Consider the following 4,956-nt stretch of genomic DNA (forward strand, 5'->3'; position numbering starts at 1 on the left):
GACGTGTAAACGCGGTACATGTAGTCGCCCAGCGGTACGTGTATCGCCACCAATGCCAGCACGAGCAAGGCGAGGAAGGCAATCCCCGCGGTAGAAGTGCTCACCTAAAACCTCTCCGGGAAGAACAAGGCCGCGACTAGGTAGACCGCCAAAACTGCCGACAGCACGAGGCCGACGAGGTTGTCGTAGCTCATATGCGCCACTCCACGATCGCGGCTACGCCGGCATCATCGTCATGGGCGCGGCTCATAACTTTTCAACCAGCTTTTGCACATATCCGAGGACGGCGAAGACTGCCACCGTCAGAAGGACGTAGGCAACCACCGACATAGTTTCTCCGTTCGTCACACCGGTCAGCTCGATGGTCGATCGAGTCGTGGGTCCGGCATGCAATTTAGACCTCTGCGGTGAAGATCTGGAATGAAGCTATGCTTCGCCGCTGAGTAAAGCTCCACCCCTAACGCAATCTTTACGGTCGGCCGACCGCTCCGAGTTTGCTACAAGGCTGATCGTCCTAGCAGGCGACGCGCATGGCCGTTGCTGAAGCCGGTGTGATCCGCTACTCAACGATCGGCAAGCACACCCGGAAAGTGGTTTTGCCTTCGCCGGATTCGGCAGTCACCGAGCCCTGATGAGCTTTGACGATCGAATCGACAATCGCGAGGCCCAGTCCATTTCCGGAGCCGACATATCGCGCGTTCTTCGCGCGGACGAATCGCTCGAACAAGTGCGGGAGCAGATCCCGCTCGATGTCGGGCCCATCGTCCGTCACCGTCAACTCGGCGTACGGCGCACCCGTAGCAGACCGGTGACAGGCGATTGCTGTCGTCACGGTGACTCCGGACGGGGTGTGTACCCAGCCGTTGGTCAGTAGATTGCTGACGAGTTGGTGCAGGCGGTCAGGGTCGCCGCGGACCCAGACTGGCTCGTCGGGTAGGTCTTTGACCCAGCGATGACTGGGTGCGGCGACCGCCGCGTCGTTGACCGCATTGAGGACGAGGTCGCCCAAGTCGACGTCTTCGGTACGCAGATCCTGACCTTCGCCCAAGCGCGAAAGCAACAACAGCTCGTCGACGAGCGAAGTCATCCGTCGGGCCTCCGACTCGATGCGCGCCAGCGCGTATTCCGTGGTCGGTGGCAATGCGGAGCTGTCTTGGCGGGTGAGCTCGGAATAACCCTGGATCGCTGCCAGCGGGGTGCGCAGTTCGTGGCTGGCGTCAGTGATGAATTGTCGCATCCGCCGGTCAGATTCAGCGCGGTGCGCGAGCGCGCTGTCGACATTGTCTAGTAATCGATTCAAGGTGTGGCCGACGATTCCCACCTCGTTGTCCGAGTCGGTGTCTTCCGGTCGCACCCTGGCAGTGATGCGATGGTCATCGCCGGTAAGCGTCGTGCCGGCGACCTCGGCGGCGGTCCCGGCGACACGGCGCAACGGGCGCAACGCGTAGGTGACCACCAATGTAGCGAGACCCGCTGTTACAAGTAACGCTGCTATCGAAACTATTGCGACACTAATGATTCGGCGCGTGATAATTCTGTTGGTGAGATCCATCGAGACCCCGACGACCAGGCGGTCATCGGGACCGGCACTTTGGCTGTCCACCCGAAATGAACCAAGGCTGCCCAGCGCCACGGTGCGTAACCGCCCGTCCTGCCAGGGCTGTGCCTTGATGGCGGCGACGACATCCGCAGCGGCGGGACGAGGGTCGTCTTCGAAAAATACCGCTGTGCCAATCACTTCGCCGTTGTGGAGTACGGCGATGACGTTGCCCGCGTTCTGTCCGGTGAATCCCAACATCGCATGCTCGAGATCGCTGTGATGCACCGATTCGCCGTGGCGGTACCGCATGAACGAATGGCTCAGTCCATCAAGCGATTCTGCGACTTCCGCATCGTTCATTGCATTGACGTAGCTGCGAAAACTCAGCGTGGTGACCAAGCCGACCACCAGCACGACAACCGTGACCACCGCCGAAACCCCTAGAACCAGTTGGCGGCGCAAGGTACGTGGGCGCCACCAGCGTCCGGTTGGGGCGCCGGTCATTGGTCGCCGGCGCCCGTCATTTCGGCAGGCGCAGCATGTATCCGACACCGCGCACGGTGTGGATCATCGGCTCACTGCCGGCGTCGATCTTCTTCCGCAGATACGAGATATAGAGATCAACGATGCTTGTACGTCCCGCGAAGTCGTAATTCCAAACCCGGTCCAGGATTTCGGTGCGGGTCAGCGCGCGACCAGGATTGCGCATCAGGAAGCGCAGCAGTTCGAACTCGGTTGAGGTCAGCGAAATCGGCTTGCCTGCGCGCGCGACTTCATAGCTGGCGCCGTCGAGCGTGAGCTCGCCAACCTTGAGGCCCTCCTGCGCGGGTGCCTCCATATGGTTGGAACGGCGAAGCAGTCCCCGCAGCCGGGCGACCAACTCCTCCAAGCTGAACGGCTTGGTCATGTAGTCGTCAGCCCCCGCCGTCAAGCCAGTGACCCGGTCCATCACCGAGTCGCGCGCGGTAAGGAACAGGGTCGGGGTGTAGGCGTCCGCCTCGCGGATCCGTTGCAGGATCTCCAGGCCGTCGATGTCGGGAAGCATGATGTCGAGGACGAGCACGTCGGGACCGACCTCGTCGAATTTCGTCACGGCCTCCCGACCGTTATGCGCGACCTCGACGGTCCAGCCTTCATAATGCAGCGCCATTTTGACCAGGTTGGTCAATGCCGGTTCGTCGTCGACCAGCAAAACCCGGATCGGCGACCCGTCGCCGCGAGTTATCCGGGGCAGCTGACCGAGGATCGCCTGACGCGGCCGCTGGTCACGCACAGAAACCGACATTGTCGCCATGTCCCTCCATTCTTCCCGGCTCACACGCCATTGTCACGAGGCTCATAGCGTTCTCAAATGTGTCGGCGATCGTTCGAGCAGCGGCCGAGACCGTCGGATATGCGTTTTCTATGCATCTCATCAGAGAGCTTGCTAAGCGGCTGCACGCCAAAAACACTGTGTAACAGAGCTGTTCACAGGGAGCCGCAGGTCAAAAGTGAGGCTACATCGCTAACCGATTGTGTGTAAACGCTTTACGTAACTCTGCCGTAACAAGACCCAGACAGCTCGCAATTAAAACCTTGGAGAACTCCGTGTTTTCATCTTCTTTTGTCACCACGCATCCGGAGGTTCTGTCGTCGGCGGCCAGCGATCTTGCTGGTATCGGTTCGGCGATGGCGGCCGCAAATAACGGAGCAGCGGGCCTGACCGGCGGGGTCGTCCCGGCGGCGGCTGACGAGGTTTCGGCGCTGACAGCGGCGCAGTTCGCCGCCCATGCGGGTAGTTACCGGGCTATCAGCGCTGCGGCCGAGGAAATTCATTCGTTGCTGGTGACCACGCTGCAGACTAACGCCGCGTGCTATGCGGCCACCGAAGCCGCCAACGTGCTAGCCGCCGGCTGATCCGCGGCACAACCGAAAGTAGAGAAGGTTAGGGGCAATGGACTACGGGGCGTTTCCGCCGGAGGTCAATTCGGGTCGCATGTATGCCGGTCCTGGCGCGGGGTCGATGTTGGCCGCCGCGGGGGCGTGGGACGCACTGGCCGCCGACCTGCAAACCACCGCAACCGCCGCCGGATCAGTGGTCACCGGGCTTACCGATGTGTCGTGGCAGGGCCCGGCGTCGACGTCGATGGCCGCCGCGGTTGCCCCGTACTTGACGTGGATGAGCGCAACCGCGGCGCAGCTTGAGCAGGTGGCAAACCAGGCCAGGGCGGCAGCCGCCGCATATGAGGCCGCGTTTGCGATGACGGCGCCGCCACCTCTGGTCGCCGCCAACCGGGCTCAGCTGATGGCGCTGATCGCGACGAACTTCCTCGGTCAGAACACGGCGGCGATCATGGCTACCGAAGCTCACTACGGTGAAATGTGGGCTCAGGATGCCGCGGCCATGTACGCCTATGCAGCCAGCTCGGCGGTGGCCTCGAGGCTGGCGCCGCTCACCGCGCCCAAGTCGAGCACGAACCCGGCTGGCCTGACTGGTCAGTCGGCCGCGGCGGTCCAAGCTGCCGGCACTTCGGCCGGTAACCACGCGCAGAGCGTCGCTTCGCTGTCGTCCGTGCCTCAAACGCTGCAGGGTCTGGCCGCGCCGGGCTCGTCGCCGGCCGGGGTGGGCCAGGTGGCGCTGGGCAGCGGGACGTCAGCCGCGACATCGGCGGTCACCACCCCGGCCAGCATGCTCGCGGGTTTGACTGGCGCGACGAGCAAGGGTGCCGTCAAGGCGGCCAGCAATACCGCAGACGCGAGTGGTGCTTTGGGTGGCCTGCTTGCGGCTGGCGGTGATTCGTCGTTGGGTCTGATTGAGGACACCATCGGATTTGGTGAGGACGGGATCGGTCTGGTCGGCTTGGACGGCGGCGGCGTTGGATTGGACGTAATCGGCGTGGGCCTCGATTTCTTGGGTGCCGATGAGTTGACCGAGTCCAGCGGCTTAGGAGCCTTGGGAACTTTGCCGCTCGGAGGCCTAGGAGCAGGACTGGGCGATACCGGCGGGATCGGCGGTGCGGGGGCAGCGGCCAGCATCGGCCAGGCGGCCTCGGTGAACGGATTATCGGTACCGCAGGGTTGGGCCGGCGCGGGCCCGCCAGTCGAGTCGACAAGCGCCCCGAGCGCGGTTGCGTTGCCCAACAGCGGCTTAGGCGCGACACCAGCTGCGTCGACGACGGCAGTGGGTGCGCCCAAAGTGACGTTTCCGAGCCTCGTCGAACGCGAGGCCGACGGGATGCATCGAATCGGTTTGCGTAGCACCATGGTTCCGCCGCACCTGGTGGGCTAGCACCAAAAGCTGTGGCCCGCACACGGTTTGGTGTGCGGGCCACAAAATGGTTGGAGCGGGGTGCTGATCAACTACGCCCAGCTGCCGCCGACTGCGTTGTCGGTGGAGTTCATGTTGTTGCCGGCGGTTTGCACCTTTTGGCCGTGAG

5 protein-coding genes and 1 pseudogene are annotated in these 4,956 nt (G+C 63.0%); 2 read left to right on the plus strand and 4 right to left on the minus strand.

What is annotated here, in order from left to right:
• Positions 1-104: 104 nt before the first annotated feature.
• The 3 genes from kdpF to WB785_RS20390 all read right to left on the minus strand — a co-directional run bounded on the left by kdpF (position 105) and on the right by WB785_RS20390 (position 2,834).
• The gene (gene kdpF / locus WB785_RS20380) at positions 105-194 is read right to left on the minus strand and encodes a K(+)-transporting ATPase subunit F (RefSeq protein ID WP_424081234.1); all 90 of its coding nucleotides are present in this window, start codon (positions 192-194) and stop codon (positions 105-107) included.
• A 365-nt stretch (positions 195-559) separates the two neighbouring features.
• Positions 560-2,044 carry a sensor histidine kinase gene (locus WB785_RS20385; RefSeq protein ID WP_424081235.1) on the minus strand — a complete coding sequence of 495 codons (1,485 nt, stop codon included), beginning with the start codon at positions 2,042-2,044 and terminating at the stop codon, positions 560-562.
• A 16-nt stretch (positions 2,045-2,060) separates the two neighbouring features.
• The gene (locus WB785_RS20390) at positions 2,061-2,834 is read right to left on the minus strand and encodes a response regulator transcription factor (protein ID WP_424081237.1); all 774 of its coding nucleotides are present in this window, start codon (positions 2,832-2,834) and stop codon (positions 2,061-2,063) included.
• A 293-nt stretch (positions 2,835-3,127) separates the two neighbouring features.
• On the opposite strand from WB785_RS20390, the gene WB785_RS20395 reads away from it, so the two are divergent.
• Together WB785_RS20395 and WB785_RS20400 are read left to right on the plus strand one after the other, a co-directional pair.
• Positions 3,128-3,436, plus strand: coding sequence for a PE family protein (locus tag WB785_RS20395; protein ID WP_424081239.1), 309 nt, complete (start codon positions 3,128-3,130; stop codon positions 3,434-3,436).
• A gap of 37 nt (positions 3,437-3,473) precedes the next feature.
• On the plus strand, positions 3,474-4,808 hold the full coding sequence (locus WB785_RS20400) for a PPE family protein (protein WP_424081241.1): 1,335 nt from the start codon (positions 3,474-3,476) through the stop codon (positions 4,806-4,808).
• A gap of 71 nt (positions 4,809-4,879) precedes the next feature.
• On the opposite strand, the pseudogene WB785_RS20405 reads toward WB785_RS20400, so the two are convergent.
• Positions 4,880-4,956 (minus strand): annotated as a pseudogene (locus tag WB785_RS20405) (type VII secretion protein EsxI); the annotation flags it as partial.

The sequence above is a fragment of the Mycobacterium sp. genome, from assembly GCF_049585075.1.
Lineage (GTDB): Bacteria > Actinomycetota > Actinomycetes > Mycobacteriales > Mycobacteriaceae > Mycobacterium.

Bases quoted from the DNA above. Each gene is read 5' to 3' on its own strand.
- kdpF (WP_424081234.1), bottom strand. From the start codon at position 194: ATGAGCTACGACAACCTCGTCGGCCTCGTGCTGTCGGCAGTTTTGGCG.
- WB785_RS20385 (WP_424081235.1), bottom strand. From the start codon at position 2,044: ATGACCGGCGCCCCAACCGGACGCTGGTGGCGCCCACGTACCTTGCGC.
- WB785_RS20390 (WP_424081237.1), bottom strand. From the start codon at position 2,834: ATGGCGACAATGTCGGTTTCTGTGCGTGACCAGCGGCCGCGTCAGGCG.
- WB785_RS20400 (WP_424081241.1), top strand. From the start codon at position 3,474: ATGGACTACGGGGCGTTTCCGCCGGAGGTCAATTCGGGTCGCATGTAT.